A 24,067-nucleotide genomic window follows, 5' to 3' on the forward strand; every position below is an offset into this window, starting at 1 on the left:
CTCAGCTTTATCAGCTATTTCTTATGTCTTATGCTTGGTTAATTACATTATTTTCCTCCTCCTCAGGATCCGTGATTTCTGGAAGAGGATATTTTTCTCCAACTGCCAGATTGATCTCTTGCAGGGGAGTTCCAACAAACTCTACACTTTGCTCATCGATAAAGGATAGCAATCGCACCCTATACAGTACTGATGGCAAGTAAGAAGTATTTAAAGAATGCCATACTTGATTCTGTTCTTCCAAGGGGAGGGAAATTAATTCTACAACTAGTTTTTCTATACGTTCATCAGACAATTGTGGGGAGTTAAGCGGATTAAAAATCCTATTGACCTGAAAAAACTTGATTACGTGGGATAAAAATTTAAGTGCCTGATCATATTTACTAAACTTGGACACAAAAAGAATCAAAAGCTCTATTCTTATTTCGGGATTGGTTTGCGTTCTGATTCCGTTTCTTACAATACCCGAAAATTGATCAGCATTTCTGAATTTTCTATCCTCAGAAATATTAATTAAAAATGGTGTGATTTTATCATTCGTAAAGGAAACGGGGTCATTACTAGTGGTACTAATAAACTCTATTAAATTAGACTCTGTAGTACCAACTACATTTTTAAAATATTCATTGAGTTTATCTTTCAAAACGCTTAATACAACATCAACCATAATATACTCTAGGTTTATTAATTTTGTTGTATCAAAGGTAACGGGCAATGCTATGTTAGGGCTAGAACAAGTCCGGCAAATCTGTTAAGATTTCCGACAAGACAGTAGTACAAATCCGACGTACTATACCATTTACGACATCGATGATTTATTCGTAGAAGTTGTTGTGTTTATGAGTAGTGATACTAAATAGCTGTTCGGCCTAAAAGTAAAGGAATGCGATACTGCTATTTATACATTGAAAATCGGCCTAAACTGAGTTTGGATATTTGATTACTTTGAAGGTTTTGTGTTTTATTTATAAATACAAACACTATGTAGTATCTAATCTGGCTTACGACCGCAAGGAAATTAAATAAAAAAACCTCAATCCACTAAATAAGGGAATTGAGGTTTTACCTGTACTCAAGGTGGGAATCGAACCCACACGACCGAAGTCACTGGATTTTGAATCCAGCGCGTCTACCAATTCCGCCACTTGAGCTTCAATCGGATGGCAAAATTAGCAAAATAATCGTTTTTCACCATTAAATAAGTAATAAAATAAGAGCAAGAGTTGAAATAAATTTATAAATTTGCACCTTGTTTTCAGAAAATAAGTTTTAACTCATTACAAAACAACATTTTATCCTATGCCTACCGGAGTTACAGAAGCAAAGTTTTTTGCGTGCAATCAAAGTACAGAACTTGCAGAAAAAATAGTAGCTGCCTATGGCGCTAAATTAGGTAAAGTGATCACATCAACCTATAGTGATGGTGAGTTTCAACCTTCTTTTGAAGAATCTGTGAGAGGATCAAGGGTATTTATCATTGGTTCTACACACCCAAGTTCTGATCACTTAATGGAAATGTTACTAATGCTAGATGCCGCAAAAAGAGCATCTGCAAGGCATATTACAGCAGTGTTACCTTATTATGGTTGGGCACGGCAAGACAGAAAAGACAAGCCAAGAGTACCTATAGCGGCAAAATTAATTGCTAAAATGCTAGAAACTGCAGGAGCAACAAGAATCATCACCATGGATCTACATGCAGATCAGATCCAGGGATTCTTTGAGAAACCAGTAGACCATTTATTTGCATCTACTATATTTTTGCCCTACTTACAATCGCTAAATTTAAGTGATCTCACTATTGCTTCACCAGATATGGGTGGTTCTAAAAGAGCGTATGCCTATTCTAAAGCATTAAAAAGTGATGTAGTAATATGTTATAAGCAACGTGCCAAAGCAAATGTTATTTCTCACATGGAGTTAATTGGTAATGTTACTGGTAAGAATGTAGTATTAGTGGATGACATGGTAGATACAGCCGGGACATTAACAAAAGCTGCCGACCTGATGATGGAAAGAGGAGCATTAAGTGTTAGAGCGATCTGTACACATCCAATCCTTTCGGGTACTGCTTATGAAAGAATTGAGAATTCAAAATTAGAAGAATTGATCGTAACTGATTCTATTCCGTTACGACAAGAAAGTAATAAAATTAGAGTAGTAAGCTGTGCAGATTTATTTGCAGATGTGATGAACCGAGTTCATAACAATGAGTCTATTAGCTCTAAATTTATAATGTAAATTAATAATTAATAAATTTTAAAATGAAATCATTAACAATCAATGCATCTCAAAGAGAAAGCGTAGGCAAGAAAGCAACAAAAGCCTTACGTAATGCTGGACAGGTACCTTGTGTAATTTACGGTGGAGACACTATTGTACACTTTGCAGCACCAGAAATTGCTTTCAAAAACTTAGTGTACACTCCAGACGTTCATACCGTGGTAATCGCGTTGGATAATGGTACAAAGGTGAATGCTATCCTACAGGATATTCAATTTCACCCTGTAACAGATAGAATTTTACACATCGATTTTGTTGAAATTTTTGACGATAAACCAATCACTGTAGAACTTCCTTTTAGAGCAGTAGGAAACGCAAGAGGAGTTCTTAATGGTGGTGTATTACGTTATAACTTAAGACGAATCAAAGTAAAAGGTTTTGCTTCTAAATTACCAGATTTAATCGAAGGAGATATTACAAAACTTAAAATAGGAAACAAATTATTGGTTACTAGTGTAGCAAGTGACGATTTCACGATCCTACACCCGGATAACACTGTAATTTGTATGGTTAAAACTTCTCGTACTGCTGTTGAGGAAGACGATGAAGATGAAGAAGAAACAGCTGCAGAAGGAGGAGAAGCTCCAGCTGCAGAAGCTCCTGCTGCAGAAGCATAGTTTCTTGACTAGAGAATATTATAAAAGCACTTTGAGTTTTAATCAAAGTGCTTTTTTTATTTTTGATTAAATTTATGGGCGTGTCCTCCGTTTTACTTCGGTCGGGCTATACGCTGTATCTTTTCATCATCGCTTCTCGATACACCGTGCAAAAAAGCACGGTACTCGAAGTGACGATAAAAAGGATGCCGCTACTATCCCTCACGCAAAAAACAAAATTATATGTTTTCTATCTTCAGGAAATTATTTTCAAAAACAGAAGAGAAAGAAGAAACCCAAGAAGATCTTATGAAAAAATTTCTTGTTGCTGGCCTGGGTAATATTGGGCCTAAGTATCACAATACTCGTCACAATATAGGGTTCAAGGTACTAGATGCTCTGGCTAAAGCAGAAGACCTTACTTTTGAAACTATGAAATTAGGCGACCTTACCACCTATAAATTCAAAGGAAGAACCATTATTCTTTTAAAACCAAGCACCTACATGAATCTAAGTGGGAAAGCTGTACGGTACTGGTTAGAAAAAGAAAAAATACCACTAGAAAATCTTTTGGTAGTTACCGATGATATTAATCTACCCTTCGGAACCATTCGCCTAAAAGCCAAAGGAAGTGCAGGCGGCCATAATGGGCTTAAGGACATAGAAGCACAACTCAACACCTCTAAATATTGTAGATTTAGATTTGGGGTTGGTGCAGAGTTTGGTAAAGGTCGACAAGTAGATTATGTGTTAGGAGAATGGGGCGAGGACGAAGAATCTGCTATGCCAGAACGATTAGAGAAAGCAATTACTCTAATCAAATCTTTTGCCACTGCAGGACTTGCCAATACGATGAATACCTTTAACGGAAAATAAAGAAATGTGTCAGAACAATTTTTTATTTTTACAATTGCTTTGCATTTCGATTTTTGAAATGATCCATAATAATTAAAACCAATGTTAACCACAATGTTCATTAGCAAATTACATCTGACTATTGAAAAACAAAAAAAGTAATGCAGATGAAATGCTATACTGATGCCAAAACATACGATAATCAAACACCATCTGTGGTCACCATAGGTACTTTTGATGGAGTACATATTGGGCATAAAAAAATAATCGAACGCTTAGTAGAAAGCGCAAGAAGAATGAACATAGAATCTGTAGTCCTCACCTTCTTTCCGCATCCTAGAATGGTTCTTCAACAAGATTCAAACATAAAGCTTATTAATACCATTGATGAGCGTACCCAGATCCTTAAAAAAACTGGTCTAGATAGTCTTGTTATTCACCCGTTTACCAAAGATTTCTCTCGTCTCACCGCAGGAGAGTACGTGCAGCAAATGCTTATTGGTTACCTAAATGTGAGACACGTAATTATAGGGTACGACCACCGATTTGGTAGAAATCGTAATTCTAACATTACTGACCTTGCTTCATACGGTATCCAAAATGATTTTACAGTAGAAGAAATCTCCAAACAGGATATTGATGACGTCGCCATAAGCTCAACAAAAATACGCGAAGCCCTATTAGATGGCAATATCGTTAAGGCCAACACATATCTGGGATATAATTTTATGCTTACTGGCAAAGTGGTAAAAGGAAAAGAACTCGGTCGTAAACTTAACTATCCTACTGCTAATTTACATATCGAAGAATCGTATAAGTTGGTCCCTAAAAATGGAGTATATATTGTACAATCAAATATTGATGGAAGAACCTATTTTGGGATGATGAATATTGGCACCAACCCAACAGTTAATGGAACTCACCAAACTATAGAAACACATTTTTTTGATACCAGGTTTAATTTATATGACAAGAAAATCCAGATCCAGATGCTAAAACGTATTAGAGATGAGAAAAAATTTAATTCTCTTGAAGACCTGCAAGAAGCCATGCAACAAGATGAAGATTTTTCTCGTGATTATATAAACTCACTTGTATGATCAATCGCTGGTTATTTACTCAAATCGATAATAGTGCTCTTATTATCTTTAGAGTTTTTTTTGGTTTTCTTATTGCCGCCGAAGCCATTGGTGCCATATTTACAGGGTGGGTTAAAAGAACACTCGTAGATCCCGAATTTACTTTTAATTTTATAGGTTTTGATTTCTTGCAACCTTTACCCGGCAATGGTATGTATTTCTATTTTGCCATCATGGGAGTTTTTGGACTTCTAGTAATGATTGGTTTTAAGTACCGTTGGAGTATGATTGCCTATACCGTAATGTGGGCCGGAGTCTATTTTATGCAAAAAGCATCCTATAACAACCATTACTACCTCTTGCTATTACTTTGTATCCTAATGAGTATACTGCCCGCTGGTAATTACTTTTCTTTAGACGTAAAACGAAATCCCGCATTAAAACAAATATCAATGCCGCGATGGGTTGTTTTAGTCATCATCGCGCAACTCTGGATTGTTTATACCTATGCATCTGTTGCAAAATTCTACCCGGATTGGTTAGATTATACGGTAGCCAAAAACCTAATGGCAGGTCGTGCTTATTACCCAATTATTGGTGATATTATACAAGGACATTGGGCTCACGTGAGCGTTACCTATTTTGGGATATTATTTGACTTATTAATTGTTCCGCTTTTGTTATGGAAAAGGACACGGTTGGTAGCTTTTTGTATTAGTATCTTTTTTCATTTGTTTAACTCTATCATATTTCAGATTGGGATATTCCCATATATGTCATTAGCATTTACCGTGTTTTTCTTTTCAAAAGAAAGAATACATCACATTTTTATGAGAAAGAAAGAGTTCTATGCTGCTAACGAAATACAAGTTCCTTCATACAAAAAAGTACTGATCACCTTATCCATTATTTGGTTTGTGATTCAAATTGCATTACCTCTACGTCACTGGTTAATCCCAGGTGATGTATTGTGGACCGAAGAGGGTCATCGGCTGAGCTGGCGCATGATGCTTAGAGGTCGATCGGGAAATACAAATTTTTATGTGGTCGATAAAAATGACCCTAAAGCAAAGCGAAGCTACATCAACAAACAGCAATATGTCTCTAAAAAACAAGTACGCCTGGTGTCTACAAAACCCGATGCTATGTGGCAATTTGCACAACGCCTCAAACAACGCTATGCCGCCGAAGGACAAGATATAGCGGTCTACGTACGTAGCAATATTTCTATAAACGGTAAAAAAAGTAAGCTCTTTATTGATCCTAAAGTAGATCTTGCAAATGTACCCTGGAATTATTTCACTACCAATCCATGGATAATTCAATATCCTGAAGAAGAATAACACTAGGAAACTCTTTTAAATTAAAACCGATGAATTAATCTAAGCTGAGAGTTATTTTCTATTCATCATCATTATGTCTCCTCTCCCTCTGGTACAGGATTAAGGTTAGGGTTTTTGATATGAATACCCCCTCATCCTAGCCTTCTCCCCTAATGAGAAGGAACTCCAATAGTGTATTAAGAATTAGTCTTTGGTTTAAGTTAATCCCGCAACCATGTATCTGGATCTAAATGAAACATTTTGCGATTACCTTGCATAGCTTCGGGATCACGCAACCACCAATAAGGAAACGGAGTAGTAATGGCATAATGTAGGTGAGATGGTGTGTTTATGGCATTACCCGTATTACCTACCGTACCTAATATAGTACCAGGTTGTACCGGCTGAAACGGGAAAGCATCAATCTGATCCAGGTGGGCATAATAATGAAATCGCCATTTTGGGCCTAATACCATAACAGTTTTACCTCCCTTACCCCCTTCATAAGTGTATACTACAATGCCGTAGGTAGATGAAATCACAGGGGTACCTTTGGGTTTGAAGATATCAATTCCTTTATGGGTAATCGAAGTCCCCCAGGGATATGCCCAAAATGAATTATCATCCCAATCGGCAATAGTGGCGCCTTGCACTGGTACAATCATTTTTTGCGGTAGTACAAAACCAATAACAATAACCAAAAGAGGAATTCCCGCAAATTTTCTGGTTTGCCTATCCCTATATAGACTTGCTATTAATGTAAAAAGAGCAACTAAAAAACGTTTTGTGGTACTGGTGATCATCACCTCAATATACAAATAATGAAAAAATTGGTTATCTCAACATTATCTTGTATCTAATCTACCTTGTGCACTACACATCTTGAGATGTGCAGAAGAGGTACTAAAATATTTTATAGCTTATAAAGGGTTAATTATCCTTTTTAACAGGTTTGTAGCTTATGTTTAGGTAGTTGTTTACTTATTCCAGGTAGTTATCTATTGATTCGAGGCGGTGCATTACTCTCTTTAGTAGGTTTACTACTTAGGGCTGGGTAGTTCATTACATGTTCGAAGGGGTAGAATACCCTCTCAAAGGTGTCTTGTATCTATTATAATAGGTTGCTGTAGTGGTTCGAATGGGTATTTAACCTATTCGAAAAGGTGAAGAACCCATTATAAACGGTAAATAACCGGTTCTAAGTACCTATGCAACCTATTCGAAGGGGTGTAGAACCCCTTCGAAGCACTTTGGCATGGGTAAGAAGCGGTTCGGAACCAGGTTAGGGGTGGTTCAGAACCCCCCCACCCCCCTAGGGGATACCCAAGACAGGGCTTCTATCATATGTCTCTACTTACTCGCCAATCTTTGACGGTACTAGAGGCACTCTAGCGGTAGCACTTAGTTTAGTATAGTTATTCATAATCAAAAACGGCCACATATTATATGCGGCCATTTTCTTGAATTCTCTTCTTTATTAGGATTTACCGTACTTTAAAACAATGAGTAAATCCATACATATTATTATTTAAAAAGGGTTAGTTCTTTCTCCACCAAAATAATTATCAGCAGCAGCTTTGAAAAAAGATTTTATGGCTACTCCAAAATCATTAAAACTTCTTTGTAATTCGTTAAGATTGGTTTTAATATATGCTCCTGCTCCACCAATAGTTAATATATTATCATTATTATTAGTAATACTTCCTTCCAGAACATCAAGACTACTATCGCTAATGTTGGTATTTAGATTATAGCTTACTTTTCCATCTATCACGGTATAATTACCGCTAATATTATCTCCGAATAGATCTGCACTTCCTCCCGCATTTAAAAGAGAACCGTTGGCTTGCAATATGGCTTCTCCTCTAGATGTTACTTGTAACTCGGCATTCAACTCTCCCAAAGAAGCATTTACCTCAGTCCCAAATAACCCAGGAGTCCCGAATGAAGATGAAAAAGCTCCTTTATCGAAACCTAATCCAAAGGTAAAAATAGCCTGATTAGTTCCTTGTAAGCTTGCACTATTATTGATTAATTCATTAGCAGTTCCTAATAGCAATTGTCCTGTTTGATTTAAATCCTCAAACTCTGAAACTTCTAATCCTTCTAATTCGATTCCTATTCCAAGTTTATTTTCCTGAAAAGCATAGGTACTATTATAAGTGTATTCCTCTGCTAAAGGATCAATTTGCCAAAATCTACCTGTAGAAGGATCACTGATACGATATTTCCATTCATGAACATCTATATTTAAATTCTCAGTAAATTCTTGTCCCTGATACGTTTTATAATTATTCTTTACCTCTGAAGAAGAAGAATTATAGCCTTTATGCTCAAGTCCAAAAGGATAATAGTTCTGTTCTCTTATAATTTCAGAGTTCGTGATTACGCCATTTTGATCGTAATCGGTATAACTAATTCGTGAATTTCTCCAGATATCGGTTTGTCTATACACATATTGATAATTTCCAGATTCATCTGGCATAAGATAACCTTCTGGAGTGTTTATGAATTGCACTTCTTCATTTTCGTAAATGTAATTACCATCGTAATCGGTGGTAGTGACTACACTTCCTTCTTTTGCGAGCTTTTTTATTTTAATTCCATTAGCATCATAAACATAAGTAATATCTCCATTTTGCCCAGTACTGTTTACAGAAACAACTTTGGGTAAGTTTAAATGATTATATGTAATCTCTGTAATACCTTTATTTTGATCCAATGTCAAATTACCATTGGCATCATAACTAAAATCATCATTAGTATTAGTGCCATTTTTGAATCCATAATTAGTATTTCCTGTGTCGGTAACTTTTACTAGTCTATTTCCTTGTCTATAGTCATAGTTCAACACATCCATGTCGGTATATGTTGTTGTATTTTGCCAACCATTTCTTGCAAGTTTGGTAATATTACCCATCTGGTCATACCGTACTTCATGCAAATCATACTTGTTATCATTACTAACGGCATTGGTAATTCGGTCTAAAGCATCGTATTGATAACTGTAGGATCTCTTAGTGTTATCATTAGCTGTTTTCCATACTGTTTCGCTTATGTTACCATTATACAAAGCATTGGCCTGGCTTGAGCTTTCGGTTACCACATTATAATTGACTCCAAAAGCAAAAAGATCTGAACCTAAATTATTGACATCATTAATTCCTTTTAACCAACCTCGCACATTATAAGTATAGTCTACTTTTTGAAGAGGGCTACTCTCTTTATTCCCAACTTTTTTGCTAATTAATTGACCTAACTCATCGTAAGTATTAGCAGCTATCAATTCACCTTGCACATTTTGTATCGTAGCAGAAAAACTAACATTAGATGAGGCCGCTATATAGAAACCTGGCAATAGTGTAATACTTTGGCTCGCAATCTTATTTGTAGTTGTGGTAATACTTTCTGATAATTCTATATTATCTGTCACTCCTGAATTAGCGGCTCCGCAATCATTAGAAAGAGTGCTGTCACCAATACATTGTTTATGATCCAACAAGCGATTCATATGGTCATAAGTAAAGGTATCTACCGTTACAATCTCGGTATTACTCCCCTTTTGATGCCTCGATCTGGTCTTTAAAATATTGCCTACAAAATCATACTGGGTTTCTACAATAGTAGTAGTATTCAAATACTCATTTTTTGTAGCCACATATATTGCTCTACTTTTATCATCATAATAGGTAACTGTAGTAATCCAATCATTAGTTCCCAACACTCTTACTTTGGTTCCGGTAGGTAGCAATTGCGTACGATCAGTTGTCACTGTTCCAAATACCATCCCCGGATCTTCTAACCCTACAATATCAAACTTATAATTATCATAATAATTAATAGTGAACACTTTGTCAAAGCTTGTAGGGTAAGCATTTTTAGAATAAAACACTGTTGTACCAGCATACGATTGCCCTTCGTCCAATTTAGTAACAAATTGCTTACTTGCAGCATATGCCGCTGTTTGTAACACATCTCTGTTTGATGTGCTATTTTCGTCGATACCTGTATATGCAACTCTCCCAAAGGCATCGTAAACCGCAAACAACCATTGATTATTTGCTTTTTGATTGGGATCCTGGGTCATAATTGGTTGATCTAATTTGTTATAAACGATATACTCCCAAGTATTAGCATCACCTTTACCAGGGATTTTCTTTTCGATCAAACGGTTTCTCTCATCATATCTATATTGATAACATAGCTCATTCAATTCTTCATTTGATATCCCATCGGCTATATGTACTCCCGGAGGAATTACAAAAGTTAAATTTCCAAAATCATCATAGACATGGTAAGTATCATGGGGTACTTCGGTTTCTAAAACCCCATCATTATTGGTGTCGACATCGGCATAGGTGCGCTTTAAAATGACTCTATCTAGTTTGTCTTTAAATTCTTCTGTTGTATTATTTTTACCTGTTCCCACATGATTTTCATTTCGAGTTATAGTTTTATATAATTCGCCGGGATTGTAATAACTACCTGTATTTGCTAGTAATTGAGGCAATTGACTTCCATTAGCATATTGCACATCAAATTTTCGTACCTCTGGTACAGTATTAATAGTATATTCGGATTCAATTTCATGGTTATTACCAAGTTTCCAATCCTCACCGGGAGCTGCTTGCATCAATACCCTATCTAAAGGAGATTTTTCAAAGTCTTGTTGATTGTATGGATTGGTAGTGTTTTCATATTTTGGCGTATTATAGAATGACCGTTGATCTGTCACAACATTAGCATGAATATTACCTCCAAGAGAACTTTTTGCATACGGTAAATATTCTTTGATCTGTCTACCGTGTTTATCGTATTCGGAAGGTGTAACAATATCCTGGCTCTGTCCCCCGGCTTTAATATCAATGGTTTGCTTAGATCTTCCTAAACCATCAAAATACGTAATGGCTTTAATACTTTTAGGTTCTTCGATATTAAAATCTAAGGTCTTACTAAATGCTCCACTGGTAGGATATGCAGGAATGGTTTCATCTGTGTAGAACACCAAAATATTATTCCAGATTTTGGCTTTATATACTGTATCTTCACCTTCTGTGCTTCTAAGCGTCCCTAATTCCATATCAGGTAAAGTAACATCTTCTATAGTTTTTATAAATCCCAGGTAAGGTTTGCAGTCGCTTCTACTACTATTATTATGGTTAAAACCAACATGTAGTGTAATTGTATCATCATTTATTAAAATATACCCTTCTCCAATTCTGTTTCCGTCTGGACATGCTCCCACATAACTTAGCGATATGAACTTTTGAAGATACGACTGATTTCCTGGAATTTGCCTTGTATTATGAGTGGCAATTCCGTTTACAAAGTAGTTAGAATACAAGATGAGATCCTTACCTCTTATCTTCATTTTGATTCCTGAAGGTTGATCATTTGTAAGCATTTCTCCTAGCTCAACATCAGTATCAAATCCTGGGAATAGCGGTAATGTTTTTACTACTCCCAGTTTTAAAACTCCGGTACCCCATCCACCATTAAAATTTATGTTTAAGACATTACTGGCCATACTCGCATCAAAACCTCCTCCACCGGCGTTGGTATGAAGAAAATCAGAAATGCCAGTATTCATTGAAAAATCAGAATAATCAACTGGTAAAACAGAAATTTCTTCTTGGAATGTAGTCGTTCTTATATAATTTTCTGTTTGTGTTTGCCCATGAACAAAAACTACACAAAAGAAAACCATGGATAGTATATAAATATGTTTTTTCATGTCTTTAAGATTAGTTTTGTGAAGCATAGTTATAATCGTTCTTGGTTAGAATATTTCCATCTGAATTTTTAACCGCTTTAAGACGATTATACTCATCATACTCATAATATGTTGTATCCCCTTTTGGATCGGTCTCGCTTGTCATACCAATTAATGGATCATAGGTATATGTCGTTATCATAGCAAGAGGAAAAGCAGTTCTTAACTCATCTAAATCTTTTCTTAGCGCTCCTTCTTTTCCAATATATTTAATAGTTCGGTCATTATCTTGATTAGACTTTGCTATTAGGTTATTTACGTACGATTTTACCTGATCGTAGGTTATGTTTTCTAGTTTTGCAATAGGGTAGTTCTCATGATAACCCCAAATAATTGTTACAGGTATACCATTACTTTCACGGTATTGAGTTATGTTAGCACCATCATTATATTTTTCATATAAAATACTACTCTTAAGACGTGAGTCTATAGATAACTGCTCACCAGATATTGTATTTGATGGAGAGGTTTCAACATAATCAGTTAACGGAACTTTGGTTTCAAGCTTTAAATAATCTTGTGGCACATAGGTAACTCTATTATTACTTAAAGAAACTCTTTTAAACTTGTTTAACTCTGATGATACTACCTTATTATCTACTCTTTTTATGGTTTCAATAGGGTAATGAATCATATTTTTATCGATCATTTTACCATAAAGGTTTTTCTGGATAATTTCATACCAATTACCAAAAGGGTCTTGTTCAAAAATGCTTGTCTGGTAAACGAAGTCTCTAGTGTACTTATAATTTTCTGTATACAATTTACCATCAGAATTAATGAAGTTTTTTTCAGACAGTAAAAAGTCATCATTGTAAACATAAGATGTAGACGTATTTAATCTATTTCCAGAATCATGATAGTCAGAACTATCTTCTATTAGTTGGTATTTTGCACTTAGGTAATTTATGGCTGCACGTCCTTCTCCTCCTGTATCAAAAAGCGCTTTAGTCGTATTATAATTATTGCTATACTCGTATGCGTATGTTTTATCTAGGAGTATTCTATTTTGATTATCATATGTCTTAACAGATAGCGGTTTACCAAAAGCAAACGAAAAATTTGTTTCTGAAGGATATGGAAAATAATCACTAGAATTTGTAGTAAAACCTGGATTAGAAGAGAATGAGCGCACATATGTAGCTCTAGAATACAGATTATTTAAAGAGGTATTATATAAATTAAGTCCATTCTCTGTAACATTGGTTTTGCCTAAAGGAATTGGAAAAGAGAATGTTTTTACTTCTTTACCATTTTCTCCTCCGCTATATTTTTTTTCTACTCTTAAATATCCAAACTCACCATTAAAAGCATTGTTAAACTCATTTATAGGGTGAGAAGAAATGTAATAAAATTCTTGAGGATCATCTGCACTATGATACCTTCCTAACCCGGTAAACATGGGTAGTGTTCTTACCCTACCGGTAGTTTTCCCATTTTGATTATAAATATAATCGGTAACAATCGCGTTTGTATCAGTGCTACTTTCTTTTAACGTAGTTTTACTCACTCGCAATCCAGGACCATACTCTGATTTTCCTCTGTATAAAAATTGATTCTGCTCATATGCAATTGCAAGTTCGCCACCTGCTGGATATTCTATTTTCTCCAGCACTCCCGCTTTCGAGTATGTCTCATTTGGTCTTCGATCTGCAAAAAACACATTTACTGGCAATCTAGGAGGAAAAAAGTCATCCATATAATTGTTCAATCGTTTTTGCTGACCATTATACGTTGTTCTTGGATACAGTGACATTTTTGATTTATCTATATAATCTCTTTGCTCACTGGGATACCACCATAAATTGGGTAAAAAAGTATTGGCATTGTTATTATTGTAATATCCCCAATAATCTTGCTCGAAAGAAAATTTATTAGGCAACTTAGTTGCATTATATGTCATTTTATAACTCCCGGTAATTTTTCCTATTTTATCTTTAGAAATTACCTCATCTAAGAACAGTCTTTTATATAATGATTTTTCATGCGCCGGAAGAGAACTTGAATATCCTTCGGCATTTCTGTAAGAATATCTCAACTCAAATTCTTTTATAACATTATCAAATTTATCATAAATGATTACCTTATCTAACGACTTAGTCCTCGATACTGCATTTACACTGGTGTCTTTATAGACATCTTCTCTTACATCACCAGATATAAATTCTATTCTCCCCTGATCCCAAGTGATCTCACTTAATCTTGGATATGCAATTTTTTGAAATGAATTTCCGGAGGAATATGCCCATGTAATATGAAGAGAACGGCCTGCTACATTTCTACTGGCATAAAGATCTCTTTTAAGAAAAGTATTAGACAATTTAAAAATCGTATCGGTTTGATGATCAAAATGAATTTTATTGCCTTTAACAGTTTCTATTTCGCTTGTGTGCCATGCTTTTGGCCATAAGCGTTCACTAATTTTTATGGCCTCGGGATCACTATAAGAAACACATCTTCCTTCTCCATATGCAGTCCAAAATGTATAAAAATTATGAGGAGATAATGCGGAAGAGCTTCGTCTTACTGGCTTTGTATATGCGCTACTCACATATTCGGGATTAGTGTTACCAGTAAAATTATCCCGCTGATAACGCAAATATTCTTTTTGATTATACTTATATGTTGTACCGTTATTATCTTTAATACTGAAATAATCAATCCCTTTATTAATATCTGCTATATCATAATTTACAGCGATAGAATTTTTATCAAAGAAATGTACTTCATCACGCTTATTAAAGAAAAAGTTTTCAGATTGTCCATTAGGCAAGAACGCATTAAAAATATCAGGAGCGCTATCGTTGGCACCGTAGCCAATAGCCTTATAATAACCTAAATGACCTGTATCACTTATACTGCTTCCATTTTCGACAGCATTCGCAATAGATTGAATCTTATCTCTTGCATAAAACCATCCGGAGTTATGATATACCTGAGGTGTATTACAAAGAGAACTGCTGCTGCTTCCTAATGGATCCATCGGGTGCAAATAGCTTATAAAAGTAGGTACAAAACCAACATTTTTATTCATGTCATCGGGAATACCAACTTGATTTCTTGAAACTAATCCTCCTGCCATTAATGACCAGGATTGTCCTACCCAGCTTGCTTCTTCTTCAACTTTGACCCCGCTAGAATCATATCTTAGGTAAATAGGTATCGTAACTTCATCTACTTTTATTTCGTAAATGGGTATCGTTACATCTAGTGTCCCATTAAACTCACTTACTTTGGGAGAAAAAACCTCTTCAAATTTTGCGGTTGAAGGAGAATTAGGGATTATGGTATTTATATCATAAAATTGAGCATGCCCCATATATGTTATAAAAAACGATAGTAAAAAGATTATTTTCTTCATGTTTTCTTATATATTCTAATGTTTAGAAATGTTATTTTTTCATCAAAACTGCTTCTAGCTTTGCTAAGCGAGTTTTTAATTCTTCAGTATCTGCTTTTGCCCTTTTGAGCTCTTCTATTTCTCTCTCCTGCTCAATCGTGTATAAGGTTAATTCTTCAATTTTTTCTAGCAGTTTCATATTCATCAATCCTAACTCTACTCCATTAGTTTCCATTTCTTTAGCTGAAGGAATATTTGGAAGATGGCCTTGTTCTACGATATGCTCTTGTACCTCTTCTATGGTAAGTAGATCGTAATCTTTTGTAAATACATAATCGGGTGCAGGAACACTTAAATCTACTCTCACCTCTTCTGTGTGAATCTTTCCTTTAACGGTTAGCTTGGAGTCTGGTGTTGTTGTACCAATACCTACATTTCCACCAGTTTTTATAACCATCCAATCTTTAGAAATATCATCTGTAGGAGTATATCCTCTAAAAACGAATCCTCCATCTGTATTACCGTTAGTTGCATTACTGTCCTGCATCTCAAAAACGATTCCGTCTTTATACTGCCCAAAATAATTTATATCTCCGAACACTCTAAATCCTTCTCCTATACTCATGTGCATATCTCCATTGATATGTAATTTTGCTTTTGGGCCATTGGTTCCTATCCCAACATTTCCATTTTCGTCAAGAATTCTTAAACGTTCAGTTCCTTTAGTTTTTAGTATTAAATCATTATTGTATGAAGAGAATGCATTCGTAACTGTATGAATGTCTTTATTGAAAATAATTTTAGGTCTATCGGTATAGATATGCGCCCATGATGTATTTTGTGCACCAACATCGATATAGCCATGTGCACTTTTTATTTTTAAAGCTCCACCACTGGCATTACCACGTATACTACCATTAATGTGTAGTTTTTCTTCTGGTGTAGCGGTGCCAACACCAATATTACCATCACGTCTAATCGTAAATACCCCAAAATTGTTGGTATTTGTTACTCCATCATGGATAAACAATTCCATGCGCCCTCCATTATTGGGATTATGAAAAGCGTATACATCTTTTTTATACCCATCTACAAGGGCCATCCAATTACCCCAAGTTCTTTGAATATTTAAAGGAGACCCTCCCACTGATTCTGTATCTGAAGCACCAATTGAGAACTTACCCGAAGTCCTGAAGCTTTTATTTTCATAAGTACTATTTGTAGTTGTTTGAACAAATTCTTGTGCATACATGCCAGCACTCATTAATGCAAGGACGGATAGTGTGATTATTCTTTTCATTTTATTTATTGGTTTTTTCTAATAAAGTATTTAGTTTTTCTTCTAGGATTCTAATTCTTGAATCTTGTTTCTCCAAAGATTCTACTTTAAGATGTATTGATTTAATTTTGTTCTCCTGCTCTATTGTATATAAGGTTAACTCTTCAATTTTTTCTAGCAGTTTCATATTCATCAAACCTAGTTCTATACCATTAGTTTCCATTTCTTTAGCCGATGGAATGTTTGGCAAATGACCTTGTTCTATAATATATTGTTGTATTTGCTCTATGGTGGGTAGATCATAGTCTTTAGTGAATACATAATCTGGTGCAGGAACATTTAAATCTATTCGTACTTCTTCGGCATGTATTTTTCCTTTTACAGTTAATCTGGAATCTGGTATTGTTGTACCTATACCTACATTTCCTAAATTATCAATGATAAATTTATAACCACTACCCGGAGTATTATTATGAGGAACTTTAAAACCTAAAAACCCTTTATTATTTCTATAAAATGTTGAAATATCTGCGTGAAACGTGGATCCAGAAGAATTCTTTACTCTAAATCTCATTGAAGCCTCTTTTCCCGGAGTGTCATTTTCTATTCGTAACCCATTATAATTATCGCCATTAATTGTTAAAATACCATTAGATGTATTGGTGGTTCCAATACCAACATTACCATCTACAATTAATTTAGACCCCATAATTCTTGTGCCTTCTGCAAAGTCTCCTCCATAGTTAATATGTAGCTTGGTAGCACCGCTAACTAAAGCACGTTTCCAGATAAGATCTCCAGAAATATATCTGCGCATATTAAGATCACCATAATCATTATTTAAACGAAATGCATTATTAGACATCTGTCCAAAAACAACAATACTGTGTATTAAAAAACAGAAAAGAAAGAGTGTTTTTTTCATTTTTAAATGTTGATCATTTTAGATTAAACTTCTTTTGAAATCTTAAAAAGAATAAAAAAAGTGATTAAAAATTTTACTCAACCATTTAAATATGCAGGAAAGTTTTTTCGATTAGGGATAGCAATTATAGCTTCAAAAAAGAAAATTAAAGTTCTGTATCTGTAGAAAGTTGAAGATCCAGAACTTATTTTTTTGATTTTTTAAATTGATTCGGAGTTTGCCCGCTAAATTTTTTAAAAGTGCTATAAAAATTGGATTTAGATTTAAACCCACATTCTAAGCCAATCGATTCTATAGTGTAGTTATCATAACGCACATCGGTTAGCATTTTTTTTGAAGCCTCAACACGTAACTCGTTGATATGATCGTTAAAACTTTTTTGTGTATTTGCATTCATCAATTGAGAAAGATACCCATTACTAATTTCGAATTGATCTGCAATCGTATTAAGATTAATATCTACCGATAAATACTTTTTTTCGGTTATGATATACTCGTTGATTCTTGTAAAAGTATCATACCCCATCTTTTTAGAAGATTGTGTATTCTGTAGTCTTTTAAGTTTTTCAGAGGAAGATGATCGATTGATTCCTACATACCCCACCCAATAAATCCATAACGAAAGGGAAATAAAAAACGGGTAGGCGTAATACGATTGTTTCATATCTAAAACAATACCTAATACTGCAGATAATGTTCCTAAAGAAACAATACTAACTCCAATATGAATTAGATTTTTTAACCATGTAGTTTCTCCTTTTACTTTTTCTATGGCTCCAAAATGTTTTTTTTCATAAGAAGTAATCATTCGATACATAAAAAAAATCACTCCCGGAATGTGTATAAAAGAAAGCATATTGGTATACAAAAACAATCCGCGCTCATAGTAATTAGAGATGTGATATCCTTGATTAAAATATAAATGATATAGTAACTGAATACCATGAACCACTGCAACAATAAAAAAAGGAGCAATTAAATAAAATAGTTTCTTCTTATCTACAGATTTGGTGTTTAAAAAATAATAAGCGAAAAGATAAAACATGGGTGCCACAAGCCATTGCCATGGAATATATGCTTTCTTTATAATTGATGCTTCGGTAAAATAGCCCACATCAATCAACATGTGTTGAATATTGCTTATTGATAAAAAAAGAACTGTTAACCCTAGAAAAAAACCACTTTTGGATCGATACTTTTTAACAAAGAAAACGATCAAACTAAAAATTACTCCTTGTATAGAGCCAAATAAAATTAGTAATTGAAAAAAATTGAAATGAATAGTTTCCAATAGGTATGGCGGTTAGGTTATTATTAGTTGGATTAGTGTTTATATTTTTGTTTTGCTTACACAAATACGAATAATTTTCAAAAATATACTTTTTTTAAATATTATTGCTCTTTTTTATATATCCTCATTACACCAATACAATATAAGAACATATGACAGATCTTCTTTGTACAGTCAACAATAGCATAGGTGAAATTAAGTAAATGATTTTGTAATTATTAATTTTCTTATTACGCTTTCAAAAACCAAGCTTTTCTTTAAATTTGCTCCTTCATTGCGATAGGGATAACAGTGACATCCTTTTTTTATTGTACCCTGAGGTATCACACTGAGCTTGTCGAAGTGTTCTCGAAGAGTACAATAAAAAAAGATATAACGAATAGCCCGGCAATCGCCCAAAAAAAACATCATGTTAGTAGTACAGCAAATCATTGCAAATAAAGAGGAATATATAAAAGCATTGGCAAAACGTAATTTTGATGCTGCGCCAGTTTTGGACAAAGTGATTGCATTAGACGAAGGTCGTAGAGCAACCCAGGCAAAACTTGATAATACCCTAGCAGATTCTAACAAATTCTCAAAAGAAATTGGGATGTTGTTCAAAAATGGAGAACAGCAAAAAGCAAATTTGTTAAAAGAGAAGACGGCACAATTAAAAGAAGCTTCGAAAGAATTATCAACCCAATTGACTGAAATTCAGGAAGAGCTTATAGAACTTTTATATACCATCCCAAATATCCCGCATGATTCTGTACCCGATGGACAAAGTGAAGAGGATAATGAAGAAGTTTTTAAAGAAGGTGAGATCCCAAAATTAGAGGATGGTGCACTCCCACATTGGGAACTTGCCAAAAAATATGACATCATAGACTTTGAACTGGGTGTAAAAATAACCGGAGCCGGTTTTCCTGTATATAAAGGTAAAGGAGCGAGATTACAACGGGCTTTAATTAGTTATTTTCTAGATAAAAATGCCGAAGCCGGATATAAAGAGTATCAAGTTCCTCATTTAGTAAATGAAGCCTCGGGGTATGGCACCGGGCAATTACCCGATAAAGAAGGACAAATGTATCATGTTACGGGAGATGACTTATATCTTATCCCTACGGCAGAAGTCCCTGTAACAAATATGTTTAGAGATGAGTTAGTTACCGAAAATGAATTGCCTATTTGCTGTACCGGTTATACTCCCTGTTTTAGAAGAGAAGCAGGTTCTTATGGGGCTCATGTTCGTGGATTAAATCGTTTACATCAGTTTGACAAGGTAGAAATCGTGCGTATCGAAAAACCAGAAAACTCATATCAAGCCCTTGATGGGATGGTAGAACATGTTAAAGACATTCTTAGAGAATTAAAATTACCCTATCGTATTTTACGCCTTTGCGGAGGTGATATAGGGTTTACTTCTGCTCTTACTTTTGATTTTGAAGTGTTCTCTACCGCTCAGGATCGTTGGTTAGAAATAAGTTCTGTGTCAAATTTTGAATCCTTTCAGGCCAATCGCTTAAAATTACGTTTTAAAGACACCAATGGTAAAAATCAACTTGCGCACACCCTTAACGGAAGTTCATTAGCATTACCAAGAGTGCTTGCTGGTATTTTAGAAAATTACCAAACTCCAAAAGGTATCAAAATCCCAGAAGTTTTAGTGCCTTATTGCGGATTCGAGTATATAGATTAGATGAGTTTGCAGGTTTAAGTAAGCAATTTGCAGAGTGAATAATTATCAAAACTGCTTACTGCAAACTAATTACTGCTTACTATTCTTTATCTTTACAAAAAAACTTGCAAAAATGCGCTTTGCCTTTTTATATATAAGCCTGTTTCTAACACTCTCTGCATTCTCTCAATCAGAGCAGTTGGCAAAAAATTATATGCAACAGGGGCAGTATGAAAAAGCACTTTCTATCTACCAAAAACTCTATAACAAAAACCCTAACCGAAATAGTTATTTATTAGGATTAGTAGAATCTTTTCAACAACTAGAGCAATTTAACGAGGCAGAAAAAATCCTACTAAGAAGGGTAGAAAAAAAAACTAATAATGCTCAGATTTTAGTAGAGCTTGGCCATCATTATGACCTACAAGAAAAACCTGAGCAAGCTCGTATATATTATAATAAAGCTATAGAAACCTATACCAATAGTGATGTAAACCATGCCTATTCTCTTGCCCAGACTTTCGAAAAATATAGTTTATTAGATGAAGCTGCTTTAATCTATGAAAAAGGGATGGAAGATAATCCCAGGGCTAACTTTAATGTTCAACTGGCCAAAATTTACGGCGAGCAAGGTAAGCTAGAAAAAATGTTCGACAGCTATTTGTCTTTATTACAATTACAATCTAATTACATCAATATTGTACAACGAAACTTTAGTGATTATATATCAGATAACCCTTCTAACGAGGCCAATATTATTTTCAGGAAACTTTTGATTAAAAGGCTTCAGCAAAATCCCGATATTTTATATAACGAAATGCTAAGTTGGCTGTTTGTGCAGCAAAAAGAGTTTAAAAAAGCATTTGTACAAGAAAAAGCAATTTATAAACGTAAAGATGAAAGTCCGCAGGGTATTATAGACTTAGCCAGAATTGCTATCTCTGAGAAAGACATTAAATCTGCTACAGAAATCCTTAATTATATTCTCGAAACTCCGGTATCAAAAGACATGAAACTTACAGCGCATAAGATTATTCTTAAGGCTAAGGTAGACAGTGCAAATAAAAAAGAATATAAAACCATCGTTGAGCAGTATAATACCGTATTTGCAGAATACGGTAAATCCAGAGAGACCATAGGGTTGCAAATTGATTATGCTCATTTTCTAGCTTTTAATCTAGATAAAAAACAAGAAGCTATCGCTTTTTTAAAAGACATAATTAAAAGAGAACGCTTATCCAGGTTTCAGTCTTCTAGAATTAAAATGAAAATTGCCGACATTCTGGTTTTAGATCAAAAATTTAATCAAGCTTTGATTTATTATACCCAGGTCCAGAATGCATTAAAGAATAATTTTTTAGCTCAGGATGCTCGATTCAAAGTTGCAAAAACCAGCTATTATAAAGGTGATTTTAAATGGGCACAAACACAACTTGATGTACTAAAATCTTCTACGTCACAACTCATCGCTAATGATGCCATGGAGTTAAGCTTAATAATTAGTGATAATTCTCAGGAAGACTCTACGCAAACAGCCCTTAAAATTTATGCTAAAGCCGATCTTCTTGCTTTTCAGAATAAAAATGAAGAAGCTATAGGGATGTATGAAAAAATCCTAACCCAACATAAAGGAGAAAAAATAGAAGATGAAGCCTTCCTTCGTCAGGCTAAGCTATTCGAGATAGAAAAACAATTCGAAAAAGCAAAAGTTAATTATCTAAAAATTATTGAGTTTTATAGCGACGATATTTTGATAGATGATGCCTATTATTGGTTAGCAGAGCTATATGTGAATGAATTAGGAGAACCCGAAAAAGCCAAAGAATTATACGAAAAGATAATTTTTAATCATGCCGATAGTATTTACTTTGTAAATGCCCGAAAAAAATACCGTGCCCTACGTGGAGACGCTATAAATTAAATTTAAAAGACAATAACTACTTAAGCCATCTGGCACATTTTACTTTGCTTCTTTGTAACTTTGCTCCTTTGAAACTTAACACTTATAAATGTACATATACAACGTTACCATAAATATAGAAGAGACCATTCATGACAAATGGTTGGATTGGATGAAAAATGAGCATATTCCCGACATGCTCTCTACAGGTAAATTCAGTAAGGCTTTAATGACCAAAGTACTTGTTGAAGAAGAAATGGGTGGGATCACCTACTCTGTACAATATACCACGGATAGTAAAGAAACCTTGCAAAAATATTATACAGAAGATGCCGATCGCCTTCGTAATGAAGCCAATCGTTTTGCGGGTAAGTTTGTTGCCTTTAGAACCGAATTAGAAATTGTGAGTGAGCACTAATGAAAACTTTTAAGCCAACATCACTCTATATCATTAAGATTTTAGGTCTCATAATAGGTACATCAATCTCAATTTTTGGAATTACTTTTTTTATTGGTATTTCGATAATGGCTTCTTTATTAATTCTATTAATTGTTTTGATTTTTATCTATACAATATTAAAATCTAATAAACCTGCCATTCAATTAAGTAATACTAACATAAATATAAATGAAGTCAATATCGAATACGACCAAATAGAAAGTTTTCATTCTTCAAAAGGAGCTTCAGAACCTTATATTATTTCCAAAAGTGGAGAAAAGATTGATCTAGAACTCTCATGGTTTAAGAAAAAAGATCAGGCCGAAATCGAAAGTATGATTTTGGAAAAAATCAAATCATTAAATAAAGAAGTTTAGATGTCTTCCAAGCACAAAAAAAATAAAAAATACAATACGAATCACAACGATTCGCTTGAAAAAACTGCCGTTAGAGCCAAAAAACATCTGGGACAACATTTTTTAAAAGATGAAAATGTTGCCAAAAAGATAGGAGATACCCTTACGCTCAATGGATATAAAAACGTGATCGAAATTGGCCCAGGAATGGGAGTGCTTACCAAATACATTCTTCAAAAAGAGCTTGATGTCGTGGCTATGGATCTGGATAGCGAGTCGATTGAATATCTAAATACCAGTTTTCAATTAGAACATAATGACACCATTAGAGATAATGCATCATTTACAGTTTTGGAGGCCGATTTTCTAAAATTTAATCTTAGTACACTCTTTCCCGAAGAGCAATTCGCCATCACGGGCAACTTTCCATATAACATTTCAACACAAATCGTTTTTAAAACCTTAGAAAACCGAGATCGTATTCCAGAGTTTACAGGGATGTTCCAAAAAGAAGTGGCACAGCGTATTTGCGAAAAAGAAGGAAGCAAAGCCTACGGAATTCTTTCGGTGCTAACACAAGCTTTTTATGATGCCGAGTACTTGTTTACGGTACCTCCAAGTGTTTTTAACCCTCCTCCCAAAGTAGATAGTGGTGTGCTGCGATTAATTCGAAAAAAAGAGGATACCCTACCTTGTGACGAAAAATTATTCTTCAGAGTGGTAAAAACGGCCTTTGGCCAACGTCGTAAAACACTAAGAAACAGTCTTAAAACTTTCCAGCTCACCGATGAAATAAAAGAATTAGAAATCTTTACCAAGCGACCCGAGCAATTAAATGTGGATCAATTTATAGAATTGACTTTATTACTAGAAAAATTAATAGCTTCAGGTATTTAATATAAGCATAAAGCTCAATTAAATTGTTTGGTTATCTTTGTGAGCGTTTGCACAAAGGACCACTAAATTATT

General features: G+C 34.5%; 17 protein-coding genes and 1 tRNA gene. 10 read left to right on the forward strand and 8 right to left on the reverse strand.

What is annotated here, in order from left to right; genetic code table 11:
• Positions 1-28 precede the first annotated feature (28 nt).
• Positions 29-667: a Pvc16 family protein gene (locus ABW637_RS01025; protein ID WP_367582763.1), complete on the reverse strand. Its 639-nt coding sequence runs from the start codon at positions 665-667 to the stop codon at positions 29-31.
• A gap of 402 nt (positions 668-1,069) precedes the next feature.
• A tRNA-Leu gene (locus ABW637_RS01030) sits at positions 1,070-1,151 on the reverse strand.
• A gap of 148 nt (positions 1,152-1,299) precedes the next feature.
• Here ABW637_RS01030 and ABW637_RS01035 point away from each other — a divergent pair.
• From ABW637_RS01035 to ABW637_RS01055, 5 genes are all read left to right on the forward strand, one after another.
• The gene (locus tag ABW637_RS01035; RefSeq protein WP_367582764.1) at positions 1,300-2,241 is read left to right on the forward strand and encodes a ribose-phosphate pyrophosphokinase; all 942 of its coding nucleotides are present in this window, start codon (positions 1,300-1,302) and stop codon (positions 2,239-2,241) included.
• A 23-nt stretch (positions 2,242-2,264) separates the two neighbouring features.
• Positions 2,265-2,900, forward strand: coding sequence for a 50S ribosomal protein L25/general stress protein Ctc (locus tag ABW637_RS01040; protein ID WP_367582765.1), 636 nt, complete (start codon positions 2,265-2,267; stop codon positions 2,898-2,900).
• 222 nt (positions 2,901-3,122) lie between these two features.
• Complete coding sequence (pth, locus tag ABW637_RS01045; protein ID WP_367582766.1) at positions 3,123-3,755, forward strand: aminoacyl-tRNA hydrolase; 633 nt, start codon at positions 3,123-3,125, stop codon at positions 3,753-3,755.
• A 146-nt stretch (positions 3,756-3,901) separates the two neighbouring features.
• Positions 3,902-4,834 (forward strand): bifunctional riboflavin kinase/FAD synthetase, encoded by a 933-nt coding sequence (locus tag ABW637_RS01050; RefSeq protein WP_367582767.1) that lies wholly within the window; start codon positions 3,902-3,904, stop codon positions 4,832-4,834.
• A complete protein-coding gene (locus ABW637_RS01055; protein WP_367582768.1) occupies positions 4,831-6,156 on the forward strand; it encodes an HTTM domain-containing protein in 1,326 nt (441 codons plus the stop codon). The genes ABW637_RS01050 and ABW637_RS01055 overlap by 4 nt, the downstream gene beginning before the upstream one ends.
• Positions 6,157-6,356: 200 nt before the next feature.
• Here the strand turns inward: ABW637_RS01055 and ABW637_RS01060 are convergent, their stop codons facing one another.
• The 6 genes from ABW637_RS01060 to ABW637_RS01085 all read right to left on the reverse strand — a co-directional run bounded on the left by ABW637_RS01060 (position 6,357) and on the right by ABW637_RS01085 (position 18,743).
• Positions 6,357-6,938 carry a M23 family metallopeptidase gene (locus ABW637_RS01060; RefSeq protein ID WP_367582769.1) on the reverse strand — a complete coding sequence of 194 codons (582 nt, stop codon included), beginning with the start codon at positions 6,936-6,938 and terminating at the stop codon, positions 6,357-6,359.
• A 725-nt stretch (positions 6,939-7,663) separates the two neighbouring features.
• A complete protein-coding gene (locus ABW637_RS01065) occupies positions 7,664-11,869 on the reverse strand; it encodes a DUF6443 domain-containing protein (protein ID WP_367582770.1) in 4,206 nt (1,401 codons plus the stop codon).
• Between the two features lie 10 nt (positions 11,870-11,879).
• Positions 11,880-15,269, reverse strand: coding sequence for an RHS repeat domain-containing protein (locus ABW637_RS01070; protein ID WP_367582771.1), 3,390 nt, complete (start codon positions 15,267-15,269; stop codon positions 11,880-11,882).
• Between the two features lie 31 nt (positions 15,270-15,300).
• Entirely contained in the window at positions 15,301-16,548 is a 1,248-nt protein-coding gene (locus ABW637_RS01075; RefSeq protein WP_367582772.1) for a hypothetical protein, read from the reverse strand.
• A 1-nt stretch (position 16,549) separates the two neighbouring features.
• A complete protein-coding gene (locus ABW637_RS01080) occupies positions 16,550-17,452 on the reverse strand; it encodes a hypothetical protein (protein ID WP_367582773.1) in 903 nt (300 codons plus the stop codon).
• 184 nt (positions 17,453-17,636) lie between these two features.
• Positions 17,637-18,743, reverse strand: a complete 1,107-nt coding sequence (locus ABW637_RS01085) for a helix-turn-helix domain-containing protein (RefSeq protein ID WP_367582774.1) — start codon at positions 18,741-18,743, stop codon at positions 17,637-17,639.
• 409 nt (positions 18,744-19,152) lie between these two features.
• Between ABW637_RS01085 and serS the strand changes: the two genes are divergently transcribed.
• From serS to rsmA, 5 genes are all read left to right on the forward strand, one after another.
• A complete protein-coding gene (gene serS / locus ABW637_RS01090; protein WP_367582775.1) occupies positions 19,153-20,424 on the forward strand; it encodes a serine--tRNA ligase in 1,272 nt (423 codons plus the stop codon).
• Positions 20,425-20,536: 112 nt separating this feature from the next.
• Positions 20,537-22,324, forward strand: coding sequence for a tetratricopeptide repeat protein (locus tag ABW637_RS01095; protein ID WP_367582776.1), 1,788 nt, complete (start codon positions 20,537-20,539; stop codon positions 22,322-22,324).
• Between the two features lie 88 nt (positions 22,325-22,412).
• A complete protein-coding gene (locus ABW637_RS01100; protein WP_367582777.1) occupies positions 22,413-22,721 on the forward strand; it encodes a DUF4286 family protein in 309 nt (102 codons plus the stop codon).
• Entirely contained in the window at positions 22,721-23,119 is a 399-nt protein-coding gene (locus ABW637_RS01105; protein WP_367582778.1) for a hypothetical protein, read from the forward strand. The genes ABW637_RS01100 and ABW637_RS01105 overlap by 1 nt, the downstream gene beginning before the upstream one ends.
• Positions 23,120-23,995: a 16S rRNA (adenine(1518)-N(6)/adenine(1519)-N(6))-dimethyltransferase RsmA gene (gene rsmA / locus ABW637_RS01110; RefSeq protein ID WP_367582779.1), complete on the forward strand. Its 876-nt coding sequence runs from the start codon at positions 23,120-23,122 to the stop codon at positions 23,993-23,995. It abuts the gene before it with no gap.
• Positions 23,996-24,067: the final 72 nt, after the last annotated feature.

It is taken from the genome of Aquimarina penaris (genome assembly GCF_040786285.1).
In the GTDB taxonomy this organism is placed as follows: Bacteria; Bacteroidota; Bacteroidia; order Flavobacteriales; family Flavobacteriaceae; genus Aquimarina.

What these genes read in the sequence shown, in the direction of transcription:
- ABW637_RS01025 (WP_367582763.1), bottom strand. Translation starts at nt 667, where the DNA reads ATGGTTGATGTTGTATTAAGCGTTTTGAAAGATAAACTCAATGAATAT.
- ABW637_RS01035 (WP_367582764.1), top strand. Translation starts at nt 1,300, where the DNA reads ATGCCTACCGGAGTTACAGAAGCAAAGTTTTTTGCGTGCAATCAAAGT.
- ABW637_RS01040 (WP_367582765.1), top strand. Translation starts at nt 2,265, where the DNA reads ATGAAATCATTAACAATCAATGCATCTCAAAGAGAAAGCGTAGGCAAG.
- pth (WP_367582766.1), top strand. Translation starts at nt 3,123, where the DNA reads ATGTTTTCTATCTTCAGGAAATTATTTTCAAAAACAGAAGAGAAAGAA.
- ABW637_RS01050 (WP_367582767.1), top strand. Translation starts at nt 3,902, where the DNA reads ATGAAATGCTATACTGATGCCAAAACATACGATAATCAAACACCATCT.
- ABW637_RS01055 (WP_367582768.1), top strand. Translation starts at nt 4,831, where the DNA reads ATGATCAATCGCTGGTTATTTACTCAAATCGATAATAGTGCTCTTATT.
- ABW637_RS01060 (WP_367582769.1), bottom strand. Translation starts at nt 6,938, where the DNA reads ATGATCACCAGTACCACAAAACGTTTTTTAGTTGCTCTTTTTACATTA.
- ABW637_RS01065 (WP_367582770.1), bottom strand. Translation starts at nt 11,869, where the DNA reads ATGAAAAAACATATTTATATACTATCCATGGTTTTCTTTTGTGTAGTT.
- ABW637_RS01070 (WP_367582771.1), bottom strand. Translation starts at nt 15,269, where the DNA reads ATGAAGAAAATAATCTTTTTACTATCGTTTTTTATAACATATATGGGG.
- ABW637_RS01075 (WP_367582772.1), bottom strand. Translation starts at nt 16,548, where the DNA reads ATGAAAAGAATAATCACACTATCCGTCCTTGCATTAATGAGTGCTGGC.
- ABW637_RS01080 (WP_367582773.1), bottom strand. Translation starts at nt 17,452, where the DNA reads ATGAAAAAAACACTCTTTCTTTTCTGTTTTTTAATACACAGTATTGTT.
- serS (WP_367582775.1), top strand. Translation starts at nt 19,153, where the DNA reads ATGTTAGTAGTACAGCAAATCATTGCAAATAAAGAGGAATATATAAAA.
- ABW637_RS01095 (WP_367582776.1), top strand. Translation starts at nt 20,537, where the DNA reads ATGCGCTTTGCCTTTTTATATATAAGCCTGTTTCTAACACTCTCTGCA.
- ABW637_RS01100 (WP_367582777.1), top strand. Translation starts at nt 22,413, where the DNA reads ATGTACATATACAACGTTACCATAAATATAGAAGAGACCATTCATGAC.
- ABW637_RS01105 (WP_367582778.1), top strand. Translation starts at nt 22,721, where the DNA reads ATGAAAACTTTTAAGCCAACATCACTCTATATCATTAAGATTTTAGGT.
- rsmA (WP_367582779.1), top strand. Translation starts at nt 23,120, where the DNA reads ATGTCTTCCAAGCACAAAAAAAATAAAAAATACAATACGAATCACAAC.